24 protein-coding genes are annotated in these 21,935 nt (G+C 70.8%); 20 read left to right on the top strand and 4 right to left on the bottom strand.

The features are described 5' to 3' along the window. The first annotated feature begins 199 nt into the window (after window positions 1–199). From dnaK to ABD191_RS09565, 5 genes are all read left to right on the top strand, one after another. Complete coding sequence (gene dnaK / locus ABD191_RS09585) at window positions 200–2,062, top strand: molecular chaperone DnaK (RefSeq protein WP_344079058.1); 1,863 nt, start codon at window positions 200–202, stop codon at window positions 2,060–2,062. A 169-nt stretch (window positions 2,063–2,231) separates the two neighbouring features. Beyond that, window positions 2,232–2,936 (top strand): nucleotide exchange factor GrpE, encoded by a 705-nt coding sequence (grpE, locus tag ABD191_RS09580; protein WP_344079056.1) that lies wholly within the window; start codon window positions 2,232–2,234, stop codon window positions 2,934–2,936. Window positions 2,937–3,027: 91 nt separating this feature from the next. Further along, window positions 3,028–4,266 (top strand): molecular chaperone DnaJ, encoded by a 1,239-nt coding sequence (dnaJ, locus tag ABD191_RS09575; RefSeq protein ID WP_344079054.1) that lies wholly within the window; start codon window positions 3,028–3,030, stop codon window positions 4,264–4,266. Further along, window positions 4,263–4,682 carry a heat shock protein transcriptional repressor HspR gene (locus tag ABD191_RS09570; RefSeq protein ID WP_344079052.1) on the top strand — a complete coding sequence of 140 codons (420 nt, stop codon included), beginning with the start codon at window positions 4,263–4,265 and terminating at the stop codon, window positions 4,680–4,682. The genes dnaJ and ABD191_RS09570 overlap by 4 nt, the downstream gene beginning before the upstream one ends. Window positions 4,683–4,779: 97 nt before the next feature. Then, window positions 4,780–5,214, top strand: coding sequence for a hypothetical protein (locus tag ABD191_RS09565; protein ID WP_344079050.1), 435 nt, complete (start codon window positions 4,780–4,782; stop codon window positions 5,212–5,214). Here ABD191_RS09565 and ABD191_RS09560 read toward each other — a convergent pair. Next, window positions 5,211–5,972, bottom strand: coding sequence for an SDR family NAD(P)-dependent oxidoreductase (locus ABD191_RS09560; protein ID WP_344079049.1), 762 nt, complete (start codon window positions 5,970–5,972; stop codon window positions 5,211–5,213). The genes ABD191_RS09565 and ABD191_RS09560 overlap by 4 nt on opposite strands. 138 nt (window positions 5,973–6,110) lie before the next feature. Here ABD191_RS09560 and clpB point away from each other — a divergent pair, with 138 nt between their 5' ends. The 8 genes from clpB to ABD191_RS09520 all read left to right on the top strand — a co-directional run bounded on the left by clpB (window position 6,111) and on the right by ABD191_RS09520 (window position 13,694). Further along, window positions 6,111–8,705 (top strand): ATP-dependent chaperone ClpB, encoded by a 2,595-nt coding sequence (gene clpB / locus ABD191_RS09555; RefSeq protein ID WP_344079047.1) that lies wholly within the window; start codon window positions 6,111–6,113, stop codon window positions 8,703–8,705. A gap of 90 nt (window positions 8,706–8,795) precedes the next feature. Then, complete coding sequence (locus ABD191_RS09550; protein ID WP_344079045.1) at window positions 8,796–9,494, top strand: hypothetical protein; 699 nt, start codon at window positions 8,796–8,798, stop codon at window positions 9,492–9,494. Between the two features lie 74 nt (window positions 9,495–9,568). Then, window positions 9,569–10,318: a hypothetical protein gene (locus tag ABD191_RS09545; protein WP_344079043.1), complete on the top strand. Its 750-nt coding sequence runs from the start codon at window positions 9,569–9,571 to the stop codon at window positions 10,316–10,318. Window positions 10,319–10,322: 4 nt separating this feature from the next. After that, the gene (locus ABD191_RS09540) at window positions 10,323–11,120 is read left to right on the top strand and encodes an SDR family NAD(P)-dependent oxidoreductase (RefSeq protein WP_344079041.1); all 798 of its coding nucleotides are present in this window, start codon (window positions 10,323–10,325) and stop codon (window positions 11,118–11,120) included. A gap of 59 nt (window positions 11,121–11,179) precedes the next feature. Then, window positions 11,180–11,719 (top strand): orotate phosphoribosyltransferase, encoded by a 540-nt coding sequence (gene pyrE / locus ABD191_RS09535; protein WP_344079040.1) that lies wholly within the window; start codon window positions 11,180–11,182, stop codon window positions 11,717–11,719. A gap of 107 nt (window positions 11,720–11,826) precedes the next feature. Next, window positions 11,827–12,171 carry an ArsR/SmtB family transcription factor gene (locus ABD191_RS09530; protein ID WP_344079212.1) on the top strand — a complete coding sequence of 115 codons (345 nt, stop codon included), beginning with the start codon at window positions 11,827–11,829 and terminating at the stop codon, window positions 12,169–12,171. Next, entirely contained in the window at window positions 12,168–12,815 is a 648-nt protein-coding gene (locus ABD191_RS09525) for a class II aldolase/adducin family protein (protein WP_344079210.1), read from the top strand. The genes ABD191_RS09530 and ABD191_RS09525 overlap by 4 nt, the downstream gene beginning before the upstream one ends. A 36-nt stretch (window positions 12,816–12,851) precedes the next feature. Further along, window positions 12,852–13,694: an LLM class flavin-dependent oxidoreductase gene (locus ABD191_RS09520; protein ID WP_344079038.1), complete on the top strand. Its 843-nt coding sequence runs from the start codon at window positions 12,852–12,854 to the stop codon at window positions 13,692–13,694. Between the two features lie 82 nt (window positions 13,695–13,776). Here the strand turns inward: ABD191_RS09520 and ABD191_RS09515 are convergent, their stop codons facing one another. Next, entirely contained in the window at window positions 13,777–14,580 is an 804-nt protein-coding gene (locus tag ABD191_RS09515; RefSeq protein ID WP_344079208.1) for a DedA family protein, read from the bottom strand. A gap of 137 nt (window positions 14,581–14,717) precedes the next feature. On the opposite strand from ABD191_RS09515, the gene amrS reads away from it, so the two are divergent. The 4 genes from amrS to ABD191_RS09495 are packed head-to-tail and all read left to right on the top strand — an operon-like array spanning window position 14,718 to window position 17,326. Continuing rightward, window positions 14,718–15,824 (top strand): AmmeMemoRadiSam system radical SAM enzyme, encoded by a 1,107-nt coding sequence (amrS, locus tag ABD191_RS09510; protein WP_344079036.1) that lies wholly within the window; start codon window positions 14,718–14,720, stop codon window positions 15,822–15,824. Further along, complete coding sequence (gene amrB, locus ABD191_RS09505) at window positions 15,824–16,630, top strand: AmmeMemoRadiSam system protein B (RefSeq protein WP_344079035.1); 807 nt, start codon at window positions 15,824–15,826, stop codon at window positions 16,628–16,630. The genes amrS and amrB overlap by 1 nt, the downstream gene beginning before the upstream one ends. Before the next feature lie 25 nt (window positions 16,631–16,655). After that, a complete protein-coding gene (locus ABD191_RS09500; protein ID WP_344079033.1) occupies window positions 16,656–16,934 on the top strand; it encodes a type II toxin-antitoxin system Phd/YefM family antitoxin in 279 nt (92 codons plus the stop codon). Next, window positions 16,934–17,326 carry a type II toxin-antitoxin system VapC family toxin gene (locus tag ABD191_RS09495; protein WP_344079031.1) on the top strand — a complete coding sequence of 131 codons (393 nt, stop codon included), beginning with the start codon at window positions 16,934–16,936 and terminating at the stop codon, window positions 17,324–17,326. Before ABD191_RS09500 ends, ABD191_RS09495 begins: the two co-directional genes overlap by 1 nt. A gap of 70 nt (window positions 17,327–17,396) precedes the next feature. Here ABD191_RS09495 and ABD191_RS09490 read toward each other — a convergent pair whose 3' ends face one another. Both ABD191_RS09490 and ABD191_RS09485 read right to left on the bottom strand, forming a co-directional pair. Beyond that, complete coding sequence (locus ABD191_RS09490) at window positions 17,397–18,587, bottom strand: cytochrome P450 (protein ID WP_344079030.1); 1,191 nt, start codon at window positions 18,585–18,587, stop codon at window positions 17,397–17,399. Continuing rightward, window positions 18,587–18,802: a hypothetical protein gene (locus tag ABD191_RS09485; RefSeq protein ID WP_344079028.1), complete on the bottom strand. Its 216-nt coding sequence runs from the start codon at window positions 18,800–18,802 to the stop codon at window positions 18,587–18,589. Before ABD191_RS09485 ends, ABD191_RS09490 begins: the two co-directional genes overlap by 1 nt. 172 nt (window positions 18,803–18,974) lie before the next feature. Here ABD191_RS09485 and fbaA point away from each other — a divergent pair, with 172 nt between their 5' ends. The 3 genes from fbaA to ABD191_RS09470 all read left to right on the top strand — a co-directional run bounded on the left by fbaA (window position 18,975) and on the right by ABD191_RS09470 (window position 21,797). Then, on the top strand, window positions 18,975–20,000 hold the full coding sequence (gene fbaA / locus ABD191_RS09480) for a class II fructose-bisphosphate aldolase (RefSeq protein ID WP_344079026.1): 1,026 nt from the start codon (window positions 18,975–18,977) through the stop codon (window positions 19,998–20,000). 61 nt (window positions 20,001–20,061) lie between these two features. After that, window positions 20,062–21,234, top strand: a complete 1,173-nt coding sequence (locus tag ABD191_RS09475; RefSeq protein ID WP_344079024.1) for an LOG family protein — start codon at window positions 20,062–20,064, stop codon at window positions 21,232–21,234. Between the two features lie 167 nt (window positions 21,235–21,401). After that, window positions 21,402–21,797, top strand: coding sequence for a DUF3151 domain-containing protein (locus tag ABD191_RS09470; protein WP_344079023.1), 396 nt, complete (start codon window positions 21,402–21,404; stop codon window positions 21,795–21,797). Window positions 21,798–21,935 lie beyond the last annotated feature (138 nt).

Here is a 21,935-nt window from a genome sequence, read left to right as displayed (position 1 = left end):
GGTGCGCACCTTGGCCATGTGAGGGGGGTGTGGAGTAGGTCACATGCCGCGTGATCTGGTGGAATACTGGTCGGTTCGAAGAAGTTGCGTGCAGTGGACTCAAGTCTGATTTGACACGGGGACGTGTCATGGCAGTATTGAGCGCGGTTCGCTCAACCTGAGAGTGGATCACCTCATGGACATGCGGAGGAAGACAGTTATGGCACGTGCGGTCGGGATCGACCTGGGCACGACGAACTCTGTGGTGAGCGTGCTCGAGGGCGGTGAGCCCACCGTCATCGCGAACGCCGAGGGCTCCCGCACCACACCGTCGCTGGTGGCGTTCGCGAAGAACGGCGAGGTGCTCGTCGGCGAGGTCGCCAAGCGTCAGGCCGTCACCAACCCCGACCGGACGATCCGGTCGGTGAAGCGCGAGATGGGCTCGCTGTGGAACGTCGACATCGACGGCAAGAAGTACACGCCACAGGAGATCTCCGCGCGCGTACTCATGAAGCTCAAGCGCGACGCCGAGGCATACCTGGGCGAGCCGATCAGCGACGCCGTGATCACCGTTCCGGCGTACTTCAACGACGCCCAGCGGCAGGCGACCAAGGAGGCCGGCGAGATCGCGGGCTTCAACGTCCTGCGGATCGTCAACGAGCCCACGGCCGCCGCGCTGGCGTACGGGCTGGACAAGGGCACCAAGGACCAGACCGTCCTCGTCTTCGACCTGGGCGGCGGCACCTTCGACGTCTCGCTGCTGGACCTGGGCGACGGCATCATCCAGGTCAAGGCCACCAGCGGTGACAACCACCTGGGCGGCGACGACTGGGACCAGCGGATCATCGACCACCTGGTGAAGACGTTCCGCGGCCAGCACGGCATCGACCTGGCCCAGGACAAGATGGCCATGCAGCGACTGCGCGAGGCGGCCGAGAAGGCCAAGATCGAGCTTTCCGCGGCGACGACCACCAGCATCAACCTGCCCTACATCACGGGCGGCCCCGAGGGCTCCGGCCCGCTGCACCTCGACGTCACGCTCACGCGTGCCGAGTTCCAGCGGATGACGCAGGACCTGCTCGACCGCTGCAAGGGCCCGTTCGAGCAGGCGATCAAGGACGCCGGCGTGCGGGTGTCCGATGTGGACCACGTCATCCTGGTCGGCGGCTCGACCCGGATGCCGGCCGTTTCCGACCTGGTCAAGCAGCTCACCGGCAAGGAGCCCAACAAGGGCGTCAACCCGGACGAGGTCGTGGCGGTCGGCGCCGGGCTGCAGGCCGGCGTGCTCAAGGGTGAGGTCAAGGACGTCCTGCTGCTCGACGTGACCCCGCTGTCGCTGGGCATCGAGACCAAGGGCGGCATCTTCACCAAGCTCATCGAGCGCAATACGACCATCCCGACGAAGCGCTCCGAGATCTTCACGACGGCCGACGACAACCAGCCGTCCGTGCTGATCCAGGTGTTCCAGGGCGAGCGCGAGATCGCGGCGTACAACAAGAAGTTGGGCACGTTCGAGCTGACCGGCATCGCGCCGGCGCCGCGCAGCGTCCCGCAGATCGAGGTCACGTTCGACATCGACGCCAACGGCATCGTGCACGTGTCCGCCAAGGACCTGGGCACGGGCAAGGAGCAGTCGATGACGATCACCGGCGGCTCGGCGCTGCCGAAGGACGACATCGAGCGGATGATGCGCGACGCGCAGGAGCACGCCGACGAGGACAAGCGCCGCAAGGAGGAGGCCGAGACCCGCAACCTGGCCGAGGCCCTGCAGTGGCAGACCGAGAAGTTCCTCGCCGAGAGCGGCGACAAGCTGCCGTCGGCCTCGCGGGACGAGGTCAGCGAGGCGCTGTCCGACCTGCGCGGCGCGCTCGGTGGCAGCGACATCGAGCGGATCAAGACGGCGCACGAGCGCCTGGCGACCGTCGCGCAGCAGGCCGGCTCGGCGCTGTACGCGCAGAGCGCGCCGAACGCGGCGGGTGGCCCCGGCGCCGGCGGCCCCGGTGCCCCGGGCGGTGCCGGCCAGGCCGGTGGCGCTGACGATGTCGTCGACGCGGAGGTCGTCGACGAGGACGACAAGAAGTGACGCAAGGTACGGCCGTGGGAGGCGGCCGCCACGCACCGCGTGGCGGCCGCGTCCACAACGGACGGGAGGTTCCGGCGTGACCCAACGGCCGGACCGACCCGGAGAGAAGGTCGTGATCAAAGATAAACGCAAGATCAACCCGTTTGGTCGAGCCCGGGTGGGAGGTGCGATGAGCGCGCAGGATGAGCAGGACAAGGGGAGCAAGGACCCCGAGGTGGCCGTTGGCGTGGCGTCGGTGCCCGACCACAGCAAGGGCAAGCCGGCGGCGGAGGAGGCCGACAAGGCTGATCCGGCGCAGGCCGCCAACGAGGACGTCGAGCCGGTCACCGGCGAGCTGCTGATCGGCGAGCCCGAGGCGGCGGAGACGGACGCGGAGGCCGAGGCTGCCGGGGACGAGACTCCGGCCAAGGAGCCGGCCGAGGCCGTGCCCGCCGGGTTCGCCGCCGAGCTGGAGAGCCTGCGTTCCGAGTTGGAGGAGCGGGTCGGCGACCTGCAGCGGGTGTCGGCGGAGTACGCCAACTACCGGCGCCGGGTCGAGCGCGACCGCGCGCTCGTCACGGAGCAGGCGACCGGCTCGGTGCTCAGCGCCCTGCTGCCGATCCTCGACGACCTGGACCGCGCCCGCGACCACGGCGACCTGGTCGGTCCCTTCGGGACGATGGCCGAGCAGCTCTCGGCGGCTGTCGGCAAGTTCGGCCTCGTCGCGTTCGGCGAGAAGGGCGACCCGTTCGACCCGACGCGCCACGAGGCGGTCGCGCACCGCACCTCGTCCGAGGTCTCGGAGCCGACCTGCGTGGACATCATGCGCCGCGGATACACCCTGGGCGAGCGACTGCTGCGGCCCGCTCTGGTGGCAGTGGCCGACCCTGAATGATGATGGTGGCACCACGATGGGACACACGCGTCGGCGCACCTCGGTGCGCCGACGCGCCTAACGGGCCAACGTTCGGCGGAGGAGGTGGGGCGTGAGTTCCAAGGACTGGTTGGAGAAGGACTTCTACGCGGTCCTGGGCGTGTCCAAGTCGGCCACCGCTGATGAGATCAAGAAGGCGTACCGGAAGCTGGCGCGGGAGAACCACCCCGACCACAACCCCGGCAACCCGGAGGCCGAGGAGCGGTTCAAGGCCGTCTCCGAGGCGTACGACGTGCTGTCCGACGACCGCAAGCGGCGCGAGTACGACGAGATGCGCGCCCTGTTCGGCGCGGGCGCGTTCCGGCGCAGCGCCCGCTCGGGCGGCACGGGGAACACGGGCGGTGCCAGCACCTTCGACCTGAGCGACCTGTTCGGCGGCCAGGCTGGTCCGCCGCCCCCCGGCGGGCCGGCGGGAGACCGGCGCTTCGGCGGTGCCGGCTTCACGGACCTGTTCGGCACCATCTTCGGCGGCGGCCCCCGGGCCGGCCGGCGCAGCGGCCCGTCCAAGGGCGCGGACGTCGAGGTGGAGGTCGTTCTCGACTTCGGCGACGCCGTGCACGGCGCCACGCTGCCGGTGACCGTACGGTCGCCGGGTGTCTGCGACACCTGTCACGGCAACGGCGCCAAGCCGGGCACCCAGCCGCGCCGCTGCCCCGTCTGCGACGGCGTCGGCCTCATCACGTCCAACCAGGGCTCGTTCAGCTTCTCCGAGCCGTGCCGGGAGTGTCAGGGCGTCGGTACGGTCGTCGACGAGAAGTGCCCGGAGTGTCACGGCACGGGCGGGGTCACCAAGACCCGCACCCTCAACGTGCGCATCCCGCCGGGCGTCGCCGACGGTCAGAAGATCCGGTTGGCCGGCCGCGGTGAGCCTGGTGAGCGCGGCGGCCCCGCCGGCGACCTGCACCTGCTGGTGAAGGTGCGGCCGGACACGCTGTTCGGCCGGCACGGCGACGACCTGACCCTGACCGTACCGGTGACCTACCCCGAGGCGGTGCTGGGCGCCGACCTGCGCGTACCGACGCTGGACGGCGCGGTGACCGTGCGGGTGCCCCCGGGCACCCCGACCGGACGCGTGCTGCGCGTACGCGGGCGCGGCGTGCCGCACCGCGACGGCGGCGCCGGCGACCTGCTGGTGACCATCGAGGTGACCGTGCCGAGCGCGCTGTCGCCCGAGGCCCGCAAGGCGCTGGAGGATTTCGCGCTGTACAGCCCCAAGGCCCCCCGCGGCGCCATCGAGGATGCCGTGCAACGCCTCGCCTTCCGCCCCGGACACGGGAGAGGTGACACATGAAGTCCGAAGACGACGCCAAAGTCCTGATCATCTCGGTCGCCGCCCGGATGGCCGGCATGCACCCGCAGACGCTGCGCCAGTACGACCGGCTGGGCCTGCTTCAGCCGGGCCGGGCCAGCGGGGGCGGCCGCCGCTACAGCGCGCGCGACGTGGTGCTGCTCCGCGAGATCCAGCGGCTCAGCCAGGAGGAGGGCGTCAGTCTTGCGGGCATCCGCCGCATCATCGAGCTGGAGCAGCTGAACCTGGAGCTGCGCGAGCGCGTCGCGGCCCTGGAGGAAGCGCTGGCCGCCACCCGCGAGGAGCTGTCGCGCGCCCAGTCCGGCTATCTCTACCCCCGGGCCGAGCTCGTACCGGCGCGGCGGACGCCGACCGCCCTTGTGGTGTGGAAGCCGCGCCGCCCGGGCGCGGACACCTGATCACGATTGCGGCTAAGTCCTGGGAACGGGCTTCCCATTGAGCAGGTGCGCCGGATACGTTGGAATTGCCCCACGCCCCTGGCAGGAGTAGCCCCTCGTGTCCGTGCAACAGAGTGCCTTCACCGGCTTCACGAATCCGGTCGACCCGACGGCCGCGGAGCTGCGCGCGTGGGCCTACCAGCCGGACTCGGTGAGCCTGCAGTCGATGCCGGCGGACTGGGACCTGCTCGTGGCGGGCGATCATCTCATCGGCACGCTGGCCGACCTGGCGCTCGACCCGCGCTGCCCGGCGCGTCGCTTCGCGCTGCACTGCCTGCATATCTACGCGGCCGACACGGTGCGCACGAACTTCCGGGCGCACCCGAAGCGCCGGCTGCGCAAGCTGGTGGAGCAGGCGGAGGCGCGCGGCGACGACCTCAACCGCCAGTGGGCCTACAACACCCGCATGCTGATCGCCCGGCCGGACCTGTTCAACTACCACGACTGGTGCGAGGGCGGCCTGGTGCGCAACCCGCGCAAGCTCGGCAGCTAGGACTGGATCGCGCCGCCGTCCACGTTGATGCCCTGGCCGGTGACGCCCGGGTTGGCCACGCAGAACCAGACCGCGTCGGCCACCTCCTCCGAGGTGATCAGCCGACCGATCGGCTGCTTGTCGGCGAGCAGCCGGCGGGCCTCCTCGGGGCTGCGGCCCGTGCGATTGGCGATCATCGTGATGGTGTCCGTGGTCATCGGCGTGTCCACGTAGGCGGGGCAGACCGCGTTGACGGTCACGCCGGTGCGGGCCAACTCGGCGGCGGCGGAGCGCACCAGGCCGAGCACGCCGTGCTTGGCCGCCGTGTACGCCGCGATGTAGGGCTCGCCGCGCTTGGACGCGACCGAGGCCACGACGACGATGCGCCCGTACCCGGCGTCGACCATCGTGGGCACCGCGCGGCGGATGCAGCGAAACGGCGCCGTCAGGTTCAGGTCGAGCATGCGCTGCCAGTCGAGGTCGGTGATGCGCGCGATCGGCGCGGAGTTGCCCGCGCCCGCGTTGGCGACCAGGATCTCGACCGGCCCGAACTCGGCCTCCACCATGGCGAACACGTCGTCGACGGAGCCCTGCGCGGTGAGGTCGGCGGGCACCACGATGGCCGGGCCGTCGCAGAGCTTCGCCGTCTCGTCGAGCTCGTCGCGGTTGCGCGCGGTCAGGGCGACGCGGTGTCCCGCGGCGGCGAGTCGGAGGGCGACGGCGCGGCCGATGCCGCGACCGGCTCCGGTGATGAGAGCGGTCCGGGAGACGTCCGACATGAATTGAGGGTATGCGTGAATCACGCACCCCGGAAAGCTGTAGGCGGGCAGGATTATCCGAGGGAATCCGCGGTGGCCCGAAAGAGTTGAGCCTAGTACGCTCAACTCTGGTCCACGAACGAACCCATTGAGGGAGACATGAACGTCGAGCGACTGACCACGAAAAGCCGCGAGGTCATCACCGCCGCCGTGAGCACCGCTGCGCAGCATGGGCACGCCATGGTCGAGCCGTGGCACCTGCTGCTGGCGCTGCTCGACACGGGCGGGTCGACGTCGACCGCGCTCCTGCGCGCGATCGGCGCCAACCCCGCCGACATCCGCCGCGCGGCCGTACGCGCGGTGGAGGCCCTGCCCAGCGCCAGCGGCGCGAGCGTGGCCGAACCTTCCCTGTCGCGTGAGCTCGTCAACGCACTCAACGCCGCCGAGCAGATCGCCCGCTCCATCGGCGACGAGTACGTCTCGACCGAGCATCTGCTCGCGGGCCTCGCCCAGGTCGGCGGCGCCGTCTCCAAGCTGCTCACGGACGCCGGGGCCACCGAGAAGGCGCTCGTGGCCGCGTTCCCGACCGTGCGCGGGGGTGACCGGCGCATCACCACGGCCGACCCCGAGCAGACGTACAAGGCCCTCGAGAAGTACGGCGTGGACCTCACGGCCCGCGCGCGCGAGGGCAAGATGGACCCGGTCATCGGCCGCGACGCCGAGATCCGCCGCGTCGTGCAGGTGCTCTCCCGGCGCACGAAGAACAACCCCGTCCTCATCGGCGAGCCCGGCGTCGGCAAGACCGCCATCGTGGAGGGCCTCGCCCAGCGCATCGTGGCCGGCGACGTGCCCGAGTCGCTGCGCGGCAAGCGGCTGGTCAGCCTCGATCTCGCCGCGATGGTGGCCGGCGCGCAGTACCGCGGGCAGTTCGAGGAGCGGCTCAAGAGCGTCCTGGAGGAGATCCAGGGCAGCGACGGGCAGATCGTCACGTTCATCGACGAGCTGCACACGGTCGTCGGCGCCGGCAAGGGCGAGGGCTCGATGGACGCCGGCAACATGCTCAAGCCGATGCTGGCCCGGGGCGAGCTGCGCATGGTCGGCGCGACCACGCTGGACGAATACCGGGAGCACATCGAGAAGGACCCCGCGCTGGAGCGGCGTTTCCAGCCCGTACTCGTGGGTGAGCCCACGGTGACCGACACGATCGGCATCCTGCGCGGCCTGAAGGAGCGCTACGAGGTGCACCACGGCGTGCGGATCACCGACGCCGCCCTGGTCGCCGCGGCGACGCTGTCGGACCGGTACATCTCGGACCGGTTCCTGCCCGACAAGGCGATCGACCTGGTGGACGAGGCTGCCTCCCGGCTGCGCATGGAGATCGACTCGCGGCCCGTCGAGGTCGACGAGATCGAGCGGGCCGTGCAGCGCCTGGAGATCGAGGAGATGGCGCTCGCCAAGGAGCACGACCCGGCCTCCGCCGACCGGCTCGTCGCCCTGCGCAAGGAGCTGGCCGACCGGCGCGAGCAGCTCGCCGCCCTCGGCGACCGGTGGCGCACCGAGAAGGAGCACATCGCCAAGATCTCCGCCGCCAAGGAGCAGTTGGAGTCGCTGCGCCGCGAGGCCGAGCGCGCCGAACGCGACGCCGACCTCGGCAAGGCCTCCGAGCTGCGCTACGGGCGGATTCCCGAGCTGGAGCGCCAGCTCGGCGCGGCCGAGCAGGAACTCGCGGTGCTGCAGGGCCGCGAGGGCGCCATGCTCAAGGAGGAGGTCGGCCCGGACGACGTGGCCGAGGTCGTGGCCAGTTGGACGGGCATCCCGGCCGGCCGCCTGCTGGAGGGCGAGACCGCCAAGCTGCTGCGCATGGAGGAGTCCCTCGGCGAGCGCGTGGTCGGCCAACCGGAGGCCGTCGCGGCCGTGTCCGACGCGGTGCGCCGCGTGCGGGCCGGCATCGCCGACCCCAACCGGCCCACGGGCTCGTTCCTCTTCCTGGGCCCGACCGGCGTCGGCAAGACCGAGCTGGCCAAGGCGCTCGCGGAGTTCCTCTTCGACGACGAGCGCGCCATGGTCCGCATCGACATGAGCGAGTACGGCGAGAAGCACAGCGTCGCCCGGCTGGTCGGCGCCCCGCCCGGTTACGTCGGCTACGAGGAGGGCGGCCAGCTGACCGAGGCCGTGCGGCGCAGGCCGTACTCGGTGGTGCTGCTCGACGAGGTCGAGAAGGCCCACCCGGAGGTCTTCGACGTGCTGCTGCAGGTGCTCGACGACGGGCGCCTCACGGACGGCCAGGGCCGCACGGTGGACTTCCGTAACGCGATCCTGATTCTCACGTCCAACCTGGGCTCGCACGCGATCGCCGACCCGACGCTGTCCGACGAGCAGCGCCGCGACGCGGTCATGGCGACCGTACGGTCGGCATTCAAGCCGGAGTTCCTCAACCGGCTCGACGACATCGTGGTCTTCCACGCGCTGTCGCCCGCCGAGCTCGCCTCCATCGTGGATATCCAGCTGGCCGGGCTGCGCCAGCGGCTGGCCGGTCGGCGGCTCGGCCTCGAGGTCAGCGAGTCGGCCCGGTCGTGGCTGGCCAGCCACGGGTACGACCCGATCTACGGGGCGCGCCCGCTGCGCCGGCTCATCCAGACGGCCATCGGCGATCGCCTCGCCAAGGCCCTGCTGTCCGGGGAGATCCGCGACGGCGACAAGGTGTTCGTGGACCGTGAGCCGGGAGCGGACGTGTTGACCGTGACCGCAACCTGAGACGCACCCGGTGCGACCCCGGAGGTCGTGGGTCGCACCGGGTTTCCCCGCACGGTACGGTGATCCGGCAGAGAGCAGGGGAGGACCAACATGTCGAACACGGTGCAGTCGCCGAAGCCACGTCCCACGGTGGTCACCGCCGCGGTGGGACTGCTCTACGCCGCCGCGGGCATCCTGTTCCTGCTCGGCATCATCTCCATCAGCAACGCCGGCACGATGTCGGACGTGTACGAGGAGGCCTACCGCGGCACGAGCGCGGAGAGTGCGGGCGGCACGATCGGCACCGCCTCGAGCTGGGGCTCGGGCGCGCTCTACATCGTCTTCGCCATCGTCATGCTGGTGCTCGCGATCTTCGTGGGCCGCGGCAAGCAGCCGGCCCGCATCACCACCTGGGTGGTCGCCGGGCTCGTGGCGCTGTGCTGCGGGTGCGGCGGCATTCTCGGCGCCGCCTCGGGCAGCCTCACCGACAGCCTCACGTCCGGCGCCGAGCCGGCGCCGGGCCAGCCCGACCCGGCCGAGCTGCAGCGGCTGCTCGACGACCGCCTGCCCAGCTGGTACACGCCGGCCACGACGACGCTGGCGATCCTGCTGACCCTGGCCTGCCTCGCGGTGGTCATCCTGCTGGCGCTGCCGGCCGCCCACCCGTACTTCCGCAAGGAGCCCGAGGTGTGGCTGCCGCCGACCAACTGGCCGCCGGCCCCGGGCACGCCGGGCTACCCGGGCACGCCGGGCGCCCCCGGCACCCCGGGCACGGACCCGAACCAGCCGCCGGCTCCGCCGACCGCCTGATCAGGTTCCGCCCAGCGCCAGCGGTAGAGGGGTATCTTCCGGATAGGCAGTAATGTCCGGAAAGGACCACTCGAATGGCTGACCAGTACGGGTGGGGTGCCCCGCCCGCGCCCGCCCGCCGTCCCGTCCCCGTGACCCTGGCGGCGATCCTCATGCTGGTCGGCGCGGCCTTCGGGCTGACCAACGGCATCGCGTCGCTGGTCGGGGCGGACTCGATCGCGGACGACTTCCAGCGCCGGGCCGTACGCGGCGGCGCGCCCATGGCCACCGTCAACGATGTCGCCGACGGCCTGCGCGCCGGACTGATGCTCAGCGGCGTGCTGCACATCCTGCTGGCGATCGTCGTCGGCCTCCTGGCCATGTTCGTGTTGCGCGGCGTCAACGCCGCCCGCATCGGCACCTGGGTCCTCATCGCCGTGTCGGTCTGCTGCGGCGGTTGCGGATCGCTGTTCACGTTCAGCACGTTCGGCACGGAGGACCTGTCCCTCAGCGTGGAGAACGTCAGCGAGGAGACCGCCCAGGTCATGGGCCGGGCGCTGCATGACGCGGTGCCCGGCTGGCTGGCGGCCACCAACGGCGGCCTGGGCTGCCTGCAAGTTCTCGGCTACCTCGCGGTGGCGGTGCTCCTCGCGCTGCCGGCCGCCAACCGGTACTTCCGCAAGCCGCCCATGCCGTGGCAGTCTCCGGAGGGCGGCTGGCCCCAGGGCCCGCCACCGAACCAGCCGCCGTCGTTCGGCCAGCCGCCGGCCGGGGGGCCGCCGAACCAGCCGCCGCCGGGCAGTTGGCCTGAACCGCCGCAGGAACCACGTACTCCCATGGGGTGATTTCGTGTCGCAGAGCCGCACCGCACTCGTCACCGGCGCCACCGCGGGCATCGGCGCCGCCTTCGCGCGCCACCTCGCGAAGGCCGGGTACGACCTGACGATCGTGGCCCGGGACGAGGCGAGGCTGGCGGAGACCGCCGAGCGGCTGGCCGGGGAGCACGGCGTGGCGGTGAAGCCGGTGACCGCCGACCTGGTCACTGACGATGGCCGGGCGGGCGTGCAGGAGCTGCTGCGGGCCGGGCAGATTGACCTGCTTGTCAACAACGCCGGGATGAGCCTGAACACGCCGTTTCTGCGCTCCACCACGGAGGGTGAGGAGCGGTTGCTCGCGCTCAACGTGCACGCCGTCATGGCGCTGACCCTCGCCGCACTGCCGGGCATGGTGGAACGGCGCGCCGGGGCCGTGGTGAACGTGTCCTCCGTGGCGGGCTTCGGCGCGGGCATGCCGGGCTCGACGTACCCGGCCTCGAAGGCGTGGGTGACGAACTTCAGCGAGTCTGTCGGATTGTCGGTTCGCCCGTTCGGAGTACGGGTGATGGCGCTGTGCCCCGGATACGTGCGCACGGAGTTTCACGACCGGGCCGGCATCAACACGTCCGGTACGCCGGACTGGTTGTGGCTCGACGCCGACGCGGTCGTCGCGGACGGCATGGCCGACCTGCGCAAAGGCAAGTACGTGAGCGTTCCTACATGGAAGTACAAGCTCGCCGCGTTCGGGCTCAAACACCTGCCGCGCCCGCTCATCCAGCGGGTAGCGCGGGACACCCGAGGGCGCATCGGCCGTAACGACCCCCAGGTGTGACGCACGACCCATGCCGGGTCGCATCATCGTGTGGAAATGGCTGACGTACGCTTGCAGCCATGGCCGACCGCGAAGAGCTGCGAAAACTCATCAATGATCTTGCCGTCGTGCGCGGTCGTGTGACGCTGTCGTCAGGCAAAGAAGCTGACTGGTATGTGGACCTCAGGCGACTGACGTTGCATCATGCGGGTGGTCCGCTCGTTGGACAGGTCATGCTCGATGTCGTCGATGACTGGGACTTCGATGCCGTGGGCGGCCTGACCCTCGGCGCTGACCCTGTCGCGCTGGCGATGATGCATGCCGCGGCGGCACGGGGGCGCCAGTTGGACGCGTTCGTGGTCCGTAAGTCCGAAAAGGCGCACGGCCTTCAGCGTCGCGTTGAGGGACCGGACGTGGCGGGCCGTCGGGTGCTCGCCGTCGAGGACACGACGACTACGGGCGGTAGCGTAATGACTGCGGTCGATGCGCTCCGGGAAGCCGGGGCTCAGGTGATCGGAGTAGCAGTGATCGTCGATCGGGGCGCCGGATCAGCGATTCGGTCGGCCGGGTTGGACTTTCGGTCGGCATACACGCTGGCCGATTTGGGCCTCACGGCCTGACGTTCAGGCAGGAAAGACTGCCGGTTTGATACCTGCGGATATGGGGTCAGATCGATGGTCGGTGGTGGAAGGATGGAGTAGTGCGTACTGCGCTGGCCGAACTCATATTGCCCTCGAACTCGCCGCTGGCCGGCGAGCCCTACGACAAGATCGACGCTGAGCGTCTGGCTGGTGTCCTCAAGGCACTTGCCGACCCCGCGAGGCTTCGCCTCCTCAGCTTGATCCAGGCTTCGCCTGATGGCGAGGCGTGCGTGTGTGACCTCACCGCACCTATCGGTCTGTCCCAGCCGACCGTCAGCCACCACCTTCGCATTCTCACCGAATCCGGCTTGCTGGAGCGGGAGAAGCGGGGTGTGTGGGCCTACTACCGGATCGTTCCCTCCGCGATCCAGCAGATCGCCGACCTGCTCACGCCGCCCCGCAAGCGGGCGACGAAGAAGGCGGCCCGCTGACCTACCCCGACGGCGACCCCATCGACCAACTCGTCCACCTCGGACGTGAGGTCATCGGCGCGGGGCTCGCCGTCGGGTCAGGCGGCAACCTTTCGGCGCGGTCACACGGCGCACACGAATGTGTGGTGACCGCGTCGGGCACCTGGTTGGACCGCCTGTCCCGGACGTCGTTCGTCCGGGTGCGGATTACGGACGGGGTGGCGCTTGACGGCGCCACCCCGTCCTCCGAAGTGGGCCTGCACCTGGCCGTCTACCGCGCCCGACCCGACGTGAACGCCGTCGTGCACCTGCACCCGCAGACGGCCGTCCTGCTCGAGGCGCTCGGCGTGCCGATCCGTCTCATGACGACCGACCACGCGTTCTATCTGCGCCGCGTCGCCGTCACCGCCTGGCACGCGCCCGGCACCCCGGAGGTGGGCGAGGCCGTCGCGGCGGCGGTCGCGGACGGCACCAACTGCGTCCTGCTGCCCTTCCACGGCTGCGCCGTGCTGGGTGACACGGTCGAGATGGCCCACCGCCGGGCGGTCAACCTGGAGGAGGCCGCGCGCCTGACCTACCAGGCCGTCTCCCTCGTGGGCGACCGGGCGCTGCCCGAGTGTCCGCCCGAATTCCTCGCCGGCCGGGACGCCGGCTCCCTCATCTGAGCGGCAATGTCGGTGGGCGCGACTAGCGTCGCCGGCATGAAGTTTGGATTTGTACTCCCCTGGGGAGGTGCGGCCGAAGCGGCCGAGCTGGCGGTCGTCGCCGAGGAGTCCGGCTGGGACGGCTTTTTCATGTGGGAGTCCGTGTGGGGCATTGATCCCTGGGTGGGACTCACGGCGGTCGCCGCGCGGACCAGCCGGCTCCGGCTGGGCACGATGCTGACCCCGCTGCCGTACCGCAAGCCGTGGGAGGTGGCCAGCCAGTCCGCGACGCTCGACAACTTCTCCGGCGGCCGGGTCACCCTGTCGGTCGGTCTGGGCGCGCCGGAGGAGCGCTTCTTCATCTTCGAGGACGACGCGGGCCGCAAGGTGCGCGCCGAGCGCCTTGACGAGAGCCTTGAACTGCTCACCCACCTGTGGCGGGCCGAACCGTTCGAGTACGCGGGCAAGCACTACCGGGCGCACCGTACGGACGTCATGCTGCCGCCGCCGGCCACCCAGCAACCGCGCATTCCCGTCTGGGTGGTGGGGCTGTGGCCCGCGCCACGTTCCATGCGCCGGGTCGCCCGGTGGGACGGCTGGCTGCCGTACTTCAAGCCGCCGGCGGACGCGCCGCCCGGCGAGCTCAACCGGCCCACCCACGAGGGTCTGGCCGAGGGCGTCGCCTGGCTGCGCGAGGAGCGCGCCGCGAACGGCCTCGACATGACCGGCTTCGACGTCGTCATGGAGGGCACCACGGAGCCGGGCGCCGAGGCGGCGCAGACGGTCAAGGCGTGGGCAGAGGCCGGGGCGACGTGGTGGCTGGAGGCGGACTGGGCGCTGCCCAAGGAGGACGTCCTCGCCAAGTGCGCCGATCGCCTGCGCGCCGGCCCGCCGCGCTAGCGCGTTCCCCGAAAACCATGAACCGGATTGGCACCCAGGGTCACCCAGGGTGCCAATCCGGTTCATCGCTGACTTCAGCGCACTACGGGCGGTGGTGACGCCCGTCGGAGGTGAAGGGGGGCGAGGTGGGGACCGAGGCCGTGCCGATGGCCGGGCCGGCCGGCGTCGTGGCGGGCGTGGTGGGGGCCAGGCCGGCGGCGGCCAGCCGCTTCTTCTCGCGGCGGGTCCGGAAGACCTCGACGAAGATCGGGATCATGGAGATCAGGATGATCAGGAGGACGAACGGCAGGATGTACGAGTCGATCTTCTCGGCCGGGATCGCGTCCGTGATCTTCTTGGCGAGCAGGTAGCCGACCAGCAGGATGCCGTCCGTCCAGAGGATGCCGCCGATGACGTTCCACAGGAGGAACCGGCGGCTCGACATGCCGAGCATGCCCGCGACCGGGTTCAGGAAGGTCCGGACGATCGGAATGAACCGGGCCAGCACGACGGCCTTCGGGGCACCGAACTTGTTGAAGTAGTACTCGGCCTTCTCGACGTACTCCCGTTTGAACAGCTTCGACTCCGGCTTGGCGAACATCCGCGGGCCGTAGCGGGCGCCCAGGTAGTGCCCCAGCTGGGCGCCCACGATCGCGCAGATCGGCGCCCCGATGAGGAGGATGGCGATCGGCATGGGCTCCACGCCGGGCAGGATCTCGCTCGCGACCGGCGAGGCGGCGACACCCGCGAGGAACAGCAGCGAGTCGCCGGGGAAGAAGAAGCCGACCAGCAGGCCCGTCTCCGCAAAGATGATCGCCAGCACGCCGATGAGGCCGAACGTCGCCAGCAGCCCTTTGACGTCGAGGGGATTGAAGGCGAGCATCTCGCCGAGGGCCTGTGTCGTCACGGTGTCCACGGCGAAACAGGCTACCGGGCGGCGCTCACGGATGGCGACGACGCGAGGGCGGTTCCCTGCGTCCTGTGACAGGACACCCGATTTGACGAGGGTGGACACCGGCATTTCGGGCGGCCTACCGTGGGCGTATGGCCGACGACACGCTCAGTCTGGCCGACCCGTACACGGTGCCGACGCGGCACTGGCACGAGCTACCGGACGGGCGAATCCAGTGCGACGTGTGCCCGCGCGCCTGCAAGCTGCGCGAGGGCCAGCGGGGTCTGTGCTTCGTCCGGGGCCGCGTCGACGACCAGGTCGTGCTCGCCTCGTACGGGCGGTCGTCGGGTTTCTGCGTCGATCCGGTGGAGAAGAAGCCGCTCAACCACTTCCTGCCCGGCTCGTCCGTGCTGTCCTTCGGCACGGCCGGGTGCAACCTGGCCTGCCGGTTCTGCCAGAACTGGGACATCTCCAAGTCGCGTGAGATCGACACGCTGGCCGGCGCGGCCTCGCCGGCGGCGCTCGCCGAGACCGCGCAGCGGCTCGGCTGCCGCTCGGTCGCGTTCACCTACAACGACCCGGTGATCTTCATGGAGTACGGCATGGACGTCGCCGACGCGTGCCACGAGAAGGGGATCAAGGCGATCGCCGTGAGCGCCGGGTTCATGAACCCCGCGCCCCGGGCCGAGTTCTACGCGCACATGGACGCCGCCAACATCGACCTCAAGGCGTTCACCGAGGAGTTCTACGAGAAGATCACCTTCGCCCGGCTCGGGGCGGTGCTCGACACGCTGCGTTACCTCAAGCACGAGACGGACGTCTGGTTCGAGATCACCACGCTGCTGATCCCGGGCCACAACGACTCCGACGCCGAGATCGCCGAGGAGGCCGCCTGGCTCGTCGAGAACCTCGGGCCGGACGTTCCGCTGCACTTCAGCGCGTTCCACCCGGACTTCAAGATGATGGACGTCCCGCCCACGCCGCCGGCAACGCTCAGCCGCGCCCAGCGCATCGCGCGCGAGCACGGCCTGCGCTACGTCTACACCGGCAACGTGCACGACGAGGCCGGCCAGTCCACCCACTGCCCGCACTGCGGGGCACGGGTCGTCGCCCGCGACTGGTACACCATCAACGACTACGGGCTCACCGACGAGGGCGCCTGCCGGGCGTGCGGCACCCAGCTGCCCGGCGTGTACGACGGCCCGCACGGCACCTGGGGCATGCGCCGCCTGCCGGTGCACATCCTCGAGGCCGCCTGATGGGCGCGGTCCGTGCGCCGGCCGTGGCCGGCCAGTTCTATCCGGCCGACCCGGTCCTGCTGGCCGACCAGGTGGACGCCCTGCTGGCCGGCGCGGCGAACCCGCGACAGGACGCGGCGAACCCGCGGCACGTCCCGGGGAACCCGCGGCACGCCCCGGCGTACGTGGTGCCGCACGCCGGCTACGTCTACTCCGGTCCCACGGCCGCCGTCGCCTACGCCGGCCTGCCGCGCGACACCCGCCGCGTCGTGCTCGTCGGGCCGGCCCACTTCGCGCCCCTGCGCGGGTGCGCGGTCGCGTCCGCCGAGGCGTGGCGCACGCCGCTGGGCGAGGTGCCCGTCGAGGACGCCGCCGCGCTCGTCGACGCGGGCCTGGTGACGGTCGACGACGACGCCCACGCGCGGGAGCACTCCCTGGAGGTGCAGCTGCCGTTCCTGCAGCGCGTACTCGCGGGCTCCTTCGGCGTACTCCCCATCGCGGTCGGCAGCGCCGCGGCGGGTGAGGTGGCCGCGGTGATCTCCGCCGCGCTGGCCCCCGGATCGGTGCTGCTGTGCAGCACCGACCTGGCGCACTACGAACCGGACGAGCGGGCCCGGGTCCAGGACGCGGCGACGCTGCGGGCGGTCGTGGGGTTGCGGTCCGCGGATGTGGGGGTACGCGACGCGTGCGGCGTGTTCGCGCTGCGCGGGCTGCTGGCGTGGGCCGGTACGCAGGGGCGGACACCGACCGTGCTGCACTACGCGACCTCGGCGGACACGGCCGGGGACGCGTCGCGCGTCGTGGGGTACGCAGCCGTGGCGTTGTGACCACAAATTGTGGTAACTTTTTCGCATGGCGACTATCGGACTGCGCGAACTCACGCACCACACGGCCGCGATCGCGCGCCGCGTCCGGGAAGGCGAGACGATCATCGTGACCGACCGGGGCACCCCCGTGATCCGGATGGTTCCGGCCACCCCCGCCGACGACGTGCTCGCGCGGTTGGAGGCGGCCGGCCGGCTCATCCCGGCGGCCAACCCCGGCTACCTGCCCGAACCCGTCGACACCGGCCACCGGCCGGAACGCGACGCCACCGACGTGATCAGCGAGGACCGGGACGACCGGTTCTGATGATCTATCTCGACTCGTGCGCGATCGTGAAGCTCGTGCACGTCACGCCCGAGACGCCCGCCCTGCGCGCGTGGCTCACCGCGCAGGGCGGCGTGCCCCTCGTGTCGTCCACCCTGGCCCGCGTCGAGTGTGCCCGCGCGCTGCGCCGGGTCGACCCGGGCGCGCTGGCCAACCTGCCGCTCGTGCTCGGCGCCATCAACTTCATCGCCATGGACGACGGCGTGTGCTCGGCCGCCGCTGCCCAGCCCGAACCCCTGCTGCGCAGCCTCGACGCCATCCACCTGGCGACCGCCGCCCTGCTCGGGACGGCCCTGACCTGGTTCGTCACGTACGACAAGCGCCTCCTGGCAGCCGCGTCGGCCGCCGGCCTGCCGACAGTCGAGCCGCGCTGACGCAATGGTTCCGGTACGGCCCGGTCCCGCCGCGGCGTGGTTGGCGGCGGCATCCGGCCGGGCCGCCGGCCTACGCCCACAGGGCGGCGACCGGCAGCCGCCGGGCGCCGGCCATGACCCGTGCGTCGAACAACTCCACCCCGTCGGCGACCGCCAGGTCGGGGCAGCGACGCAGCAGCATCGGCACCGCGATGGCCGCCTCCAGCCGGGCCAGCGGCGCCCCGAGGCAGAAGTGGATCCCGTGCCCGAAGCTCAGGTGCGGGTTCGGGCTGCGCCGGATGTCGAAGTCGTCAGGATCGAGGAACTCCCGCTCGTCGTGGTTGGCCGAGCCGATCCACAGGTTGATCACCTGCCCCGCGGGGACCGTCCGCTCGCCCACGGCCGAGGCCGCCGTCGCGACCCGGGCCAGGCGGGGGAACGGCGCCCGGTCCCGCAGCACCTCCTCCAGCGCGGTCGGCACCAGCGACAGGTCGGCACGCAGGTCGCGGGCCGCGTCGGGGTGCGTGTCCAGACACAGGACCGTGTTCGTGAGCAGCGTCGTCGTCGTGATGTGGCCGGCGATCAGCAGCAGCCCCACGAACCCCACGATCTCGTCGTCGACGAGTCGCTCGCCGTCGACTTCTGCGTCGATGAGCTGGCTCGTCAGGTCGTCGCGCGGGGCGGCGCGACGGTCGCGGATGTGCGTCAGCAGGTACCCGATCATGTCGTGCAGGGGCGCCGCCCGCAGCCGCAGAGTCTCCTCGTCGGGCAGCATCCGGTCCGGCAGCGGCTGGTTGAGCAGCGCGTCCGCCCATGTCCGGAACAGCCCACGGTCGCTCGCGGGCACCCCCAGCAGCTCCGCGATCACGGTGACCGGCAGCGGGTACGCCAGCGCCGCCACCAGGTCGAACCCCGGCTCTCCGGTGACCGCGTCCAGCAGTTCGTCCGTCACCTCGGTGATGCGCGGTTCAAGATCCGCCACCACCCGGGGCGTGAACGCCTTGCTCACCAGTTTGCGCAGCTTGTCGTGTCGGGGCGGATCCATCCGGACGAAGTTGCCCTTGCTGAACAGCTCGATCTCCGGCTGCGGCGGGAGCAGCCCCACGAGATCCGACGAGAAGGTCAACGGATCAGCGAGTACGCGCACGATGTCCGCGTACCGGAAAACGTGCCACGCGCCGTACTTTTCGTCCCAGCTGACCGGATCATGCTCCCGCATCCATCGCCACCACTGCCACACGCCCTCAAGCGTGGTGGGTTGGGCGGCGAAGGTGGTCTCCATCAGCCCTCGCGGTACTCGTCGTCCAGGTCGACGACGTGCGCCTGTTCGACGGCGTCGTACTCGCTCACCTCGAAGCCGCGGTGGACCTCCGGCCTGTCCTCGGCGGGGTTCGCCGAGATCGCCTGCTCCACGGCGTCGGCCGGGGGCGCCTCGGGGTCGCGCTCCTCCGGAGCCAGGTGGTCACCCGGGGTGAGATCTTCATCGGGCATGGTCATGTGTGACGCACCTCCCTAGATGTCTACGGTAAGGCCGTACCCAGGGCCCGCGCCGGGCAACCGGCAAGGCCCGATTTCAGTGGTCGGCAGGGTCTGCGGGATACTTCGTGCGAGGACAGCGCGGTCCGCCACCGCGACATATCCGAATCCAGCAGTCAACAAGGAGCGCACCATGCCTATCGCCTCCCCTGAGGTCTACGCCGAGATGATCAGCCGCGCGAAGGCTGGCGGTTTCGCGTACCCGGCGATCAACGTCACGTCCTCGCAGACGCTCAACGCGGCGCTGCGCGGCTTTGCCGACGCGGGCAGCGACGGCATCCTGCAGGTCTCGACCGGTGGGGCGGAGTACCTCTCGGGCCCGACGATCAAGGACATGGTCACCGGCGCGGTGGCGTTCGCGGCCTTCGCCGAGGAGGTCGCCAAGAAGTACCCGATCAACGTCGCGCTGCACACCGACCACTGCCCCAAGGACAAGCTCGACGGGTTCGTGCGTCCGCTGCTCGCGATCTCGACCGAGCGTGTCGCCAAGGGCGGCACCCCGCTGTTCCAGTCGCACATGTGGGACGGCTCGGCCGTGCCGCTGGGCGAGAACCTGCAGATCGCCGAGGAGCTGCTCGCCCAGTGCAAGGCGGCCAACGTGATCCTCGAGATCGAGGTCGGCGTCGTGGGCGGCGAGGAGGATGGCGTGGAGAACGCCATCAACGACAAGCTCTACACCACGGTCGAGGACGCCACCGCCATGGTCGAGAAGCTCGGCCTGGGCGAGAACGGCACCTACATGGCCGCCCTCACCTTCGGCAACGTGCACGGCGTCTACAAGCCGGGCAACGTCAAGCTGCGCCCCGAGATCCTCAAGGAGATCCAGGAGGCGATCGGCGCCAAGTTCGGCCAGAACAAGCCGCTCAACCTGGTCTTCCACGGCGGCTCCGGCTCGCTGCTGTCCGAGATCCAGTCGGCCGTCGACTACGGCGTGGTCAAGATGAACATCGACACGGACACCCAGTACGCGTTCACGCGTCCGGTGGCCGCGCACATGTTCACCAACTACGACGGCGTGCTCAAGGTGGACGGCGAGGTCGGCAACAAGAAGGCGTACGACCCGCGCGCGTGGGGCAAGCTGGCCGAGGCCGGCCTGGCCAAGCGCGTCGTCGAGGCGTGCACCGACCTGCGCTCGGTGGGCACCTCGCCGACCGCCTGACATACGTGTTGAAGGGCCGTCCACGTGCGCGTGGGCGGCCCTCACTCGTACCATTGCGCGGGTGCCTACCCCGCTTCCGCATGTCATCGAGTCCGTCGACCACAGCGCCGCCGAGGTCGAGACGCCCGAGCAGCTCGCCCGATGCCTGCGCCGGGGTACGGTCGCTGACCTGATCCTGCAGGGCCTCGACCTGACGGACGCCGACCTGCGCGACATCGACGTGACCCGGGCGATCTTCCTCGGCTGCACCCTCTCCGTGACCCAGGCGACCGATGTCGTGGCGCGCGGCGCCCACGTCGTGCCCCGCTTCATGGACATGCCGTACCCCACCCAGCCGTCGCGCCTCTACACCCCGGACGACCTCGTCGCCGGCTTCGCCGACGGCGGGTTCGACGCCATGTACGACACCCGGGTGTTCCGGCACTACTACGCGCAGGGCGGGGCGACTCCGCCGCTGCGGGAGGCACTCGCCCAGCGCATCCACGACCACGGCATCGACAACGCGCTCGCCAACGACACCCAGAAGTGGATCGCCGAGCACGGGCCGAACTCCATCGTCGGCATCATGGGCGGGCACGCCGAGCACCGCGGGTCGGCCGGCTACCGCCACGCGGCTCGGCTGGCCTGGATGATCGCCCGGGAGGGCCGGCTCGTGCTCACCGGCGGCGGGCCGGGCGTCATGGAGGCCGCCAACCTCGGCGCCTACCTGTCCACCCGTACCCTTGAAGATCTTGAATTGGCGGTCGACGAGCTGGCCGCCGTCACCGACTTTCACGACGGGCAGGCCTACACGGCGGCGGCGCTGGCCGTGCGGGAACGCTACGCCCCGCCGCCCGGCACCTCCTGGGCGCAAGCCGGCGGGCTGGCCATCCCCACGTGGTTCTTCGGGCACGAGCCGGCGAACGTGTTCGCCGCGCGCATCGGCAAGATGTTCTCCAACGCCTCGCGCGAGGAGCTGATCCTCAAGCTGTCGCGCGGCGGCATCGTGTTCGCGGCCGGGCGGGCCGGCACGGTGCAGGAGGTGTTCCAGGCGGCCACGATGACGTTCTACGGCACGGTCGAACACTCCGGGCCGTTCCTGTTCATCGGGCGTCAATTCTGGACGGACGACCTGCCGGTCGCGGCGCTGCTGCGGCCGCTGCTGTCGTCCGCGCCGGTCGGCGACCGGTCGCCGCTCATTCACTTCACGGACGACCCCGCGGAAGCCGCAGGACTCCTGCTGGCCAGGTCCTGACAGGACGATGGCCCGGACGAACCGGGCCATCGCGTTACCGGGTCCTGGGGAGGCTCCGGACCTTCGATTGAACTCCGAAGTGGCGTGGGTCACTACCCCCTGAGCGTGTGGAAAAGCCCTCACCCGTTCAGCTATCCGGACGTGAGTCAACGGAGTTGAATGAGGCCATGCGCAATCTGCTTCCCGAACCGCCGCCCACCCTGCTTCCGGACGACCCGGGCGCATCAGCCCCCGGCACCCCGGAGGAGGTGGCCGCGCGCTACCCCTCGTCCAGCGCCGCGTGGGCCACGCTTGCCGAGCAGGCCTTCGCCGCCGGCGCGAGCGTCCAGGCGTACGCGTACGCGCGGACGGGGTACCACCGCGGGCTGGACGCGTTGCGCCGCAACGGGTGGAAGGGCAGCGGGCCGGTGCCGTGGGCCCACGGAGCCAACCGCGGATTCCTGCGCTGCCTGCACATCCTGGCCCGGGCGGCTGACGCGATCGGCGAGGCCGACGAGGCGGCCCGCTGCGCCCAGTTCCTGCGCGACTGCGACCCAGCCGCGGCAGACGCCCTGGCCGGCTAATCCCCGCACGCTGCCCCGCCGCTCACGCTGGCCGTCGTGCGGGCTGCGCCGCACCGCGGCCGGCCGTCGGCGGCAACCCTCCGGCGGGTTTTGGATTTAACCGGCTGCTGTACCGGCCAAAGAAATCCATAACCTCGG

Origin of the sequence: Luedemannella helvata (assembly GCF_039528415.1) — a bacterium.
GTDB classification, from domain to species: domain Bacteria; phylum Actinomycetota; class Actinomycetes; order Mycobacteriales; family Micromonosporaceae; genus Luedemannella; species Luedemannella helvata.
Note: the sequence above shows the minus strand (reverse complement) of the source record. Positions and strands in the feature narration are given on the sequence as shown.